This is a genomic window from Mesobacillus sp., assembly GCF_049588175.1.
Lineage (GTDB): Bacteria > Bacillota > Bacilli > Bacillales > Cytobacillaceae > Mesobacillus.
This window is the reverse complement of sequence record NZ_JBAVFI010000641.1, coordinates 1-2,329: the sequence shown is the minus strand read 5'-3', so window position 1 is coordinate 2,329 and position 2,329 is coordinate 1. Positions and strand designations below refer to the sequence as shown.

The 2,329-nt window shown below is 37.6% G+C and carries 3 protein-coding genes; 1 reads left to right on the top strand and 2 read right to left on the bottom strand.

What is annotated here, in order from left to right; all coding sequences use genetic code 11:
• Positions 1-174: 174 nt before the first annotated feature.
• Positions 175-708 carry a dihydrofolate reductase family protein gene (locus WB217_RS15440; protein WP_423994127.1) on the bottom strand — a complete coding sequence of 178 codons (534 nt, stop codon included), beginning with the start codon at positions 706-708 and terminating at the stop codon, positions 175-177.
• Positions 709-753: 45 nt separating this feature from the next.
• Entirely contained in the window at positions 754-936 is a 183-nt protein-coding gene (locus WB217_RS15435; RefSeq protein ID WP_423994126.1) for a hypothetical protein, read from the bottom strand.
• A 203-nt stretch (positions 937-1,139) separates the two neighbouring features.
• Here WB217_RS15435 and WB217_RS15430 point away from each other — a divergent pair.
• Positions 1,140-2,329, top strand: a 1,190-nt coding sequence (locus WB217_RS15430; protein ID WP_423994125.1) for a TolB family protein, incomplete at its 3' end; no start/stop codon positions are given.

The following is a 2,329-nucleotide window of genomic DNA, read 5'->3' as shown; positions in this document are numbered from 1 at the left end:
CCATACCTCTTCGATTCCAGATTGAGTGATGACGGTTTCATTAACCTTTAAGTAAATTTCACCATGTGAACATAAATCCTCTCTTGGCGAGCCAATCCAATGCTGATTAACCATTTTTAATTCGAATTGCTGACCTATAGCTACCCTGCCTTTTCTTTATAAAGAAATTCACATTTATTTTTTAACCTCATAATGCAGCTCCGCAAATTGATTAAACTGCTTCATCCCTTTCAGTGAAAATTCCAGGTCAAAATCAAACTCTTTAAATAAACAAATGCCTTTTCCGATTAAAACTGGTGCTACTGTCATAATCAGTTCATCTACTAGTTTTTCTTTTAAAAACGAATGGATTAACTCTCCACCACCGACAAGCCAGATTCGTTTTCCTTCTTCCCTTTTCAGCGTATTTGTAAAATCAACGACATTTCCGCTGATGAATTTTACGAACTCAGTATTTTCATGCGCTGTCCTTGAGAATACGTAACATTCTTTGTTCTTGTAGGGAAAATCACCATTTTCATGTTCCATCACCCAGTCGTAGGTCCGTTTTCCAATTAAAATCGTATCGACTGTTTCGTAAAAGAGGGAATAGCCATTATCCCCTTCGCCCTCAACCTTGAAAAGCCAATCTAAAGAGTCATCCTCCCGGGCGATGTATCCATCTAAGCTTGTGGCAATGTATATCGCTAAATTGCGTTCATTGTTCATCGGTTACCACCCTTATTAACTATATTAGTCATTATGTAAACTTAATTATCTCCTGAATTTTGCCGGATTTTCAATGCGTATCGAACGAACTTCTCCACAGTTTAAACAAAAAGTATAAATCTTATTTGACCCTATTGAAAATTTTTTATCCAATGGTCTGATGGCCATAAAGTCCGTTCCTTCTGCAAAATCAGTTCCATCGCACTTTACACATTTCATTTCGTTCATCTGCCTCATCCTCTCTAAAATTCCTTATAAGGTTATTAACGAATGAACTGGAAAAAGGTTTCATTTATTAACCAGTACTGGCCTGTCCAGAAAATTTTTTATATTTTCCTAAATAACCCTTTTAATTGGTGTAATTTTACACTATATTAGTTATTAGGTAAATAAACAAGTGGAGTTTACATTAACTTGAAGGAGGTTTTTACATGAAAAATAATAAGCATCTTTTGTTTGGTCTCGCGGTTACAGCTCTGATGCTTGTCGCGAGTATAAGTTATCTTTTATTAAGTGACCGAGAAAGCTATAAATATTACACTGGGCTCGGTAGCGGTCTTGCTATTTCAGATGATGATCAGCGTCTGGCTTTTTCCTATTACCAGGACGGCCGCGAAGCGATCTATATTGCAGAGTCCGATGGTAAGAACCCTAAAAAAGTTACTCATCCAACAGCCAATCAGCATCGTGACCCTGAATTTTCACCAGATGGCAGCAAGCTTCTATATTTATCAAGAAATGCCGAAAAGATTCAATCACTATTTATCGCCAACCAGGATGGCGTTAATCCCAAGAAACTATCTAGTGATGTCTTGCATGTTTCTGAAGCCATTTTTTCAAAGGATGGAAATCAAATTTATTTTTCCGGTATGCCAGCTAAGGACTTTAAAGAATGGGAAAATAGTACAGACGTAGGATTTGATTTATTTTCAGTCGATCTCGACGGTAAGAACCTGAAACAGTTAACGGATGATCATCGACTATCGATGGAGAGCATGACCCTTTCTTCTGATGGCCTAGACATTCTCTTTAAGGATTATACAGACCTTTACATGTACAACATCGAAAAAGAAGAAGTTTCCTTTTCGAAGTTTACAAAGATGATGCCGTCAGAGCCATTTAATCTTACGCTTTCCCCAGAGAGAAACGCAGTTGCCTATACAGCAGTCTCCAAGGAATCCACAAACTCCTCTTTATTTGAGTATGAGTTGTTTCTTAAGAATTTAGAAAATGGCGAAAGTACACGATTGACTAACCTGAAGAAGGCTGTTGTTTCTCCAGTATTTTTTCACTCGGTTGATAAAATTCTCTTTCTCGAACATACAAATTGGCCACAAGACCCAAATAGGTTCAAGCTGATGTCAGTCAATCTCAATTCTAAAAAAACGTCTGAGATTTCGCTTGATCTTCCGGTTTCCAAAGCGAGCAGTGTCATGATGCAGACAGTAGATTATACAATCAACAGTTGGACCATTGGTTTCCTTTTTACCATCCTGCTCTTCCTTTTAACATTATATATGGAGCCTAAGAAGGTATTTTTACCATCATTCATCAGCCTGGCAATTGCTGTTCTTTCAATTGCTGCCAGCTTTATTGTGGCAGCTATGGTAGATCCTTGGAT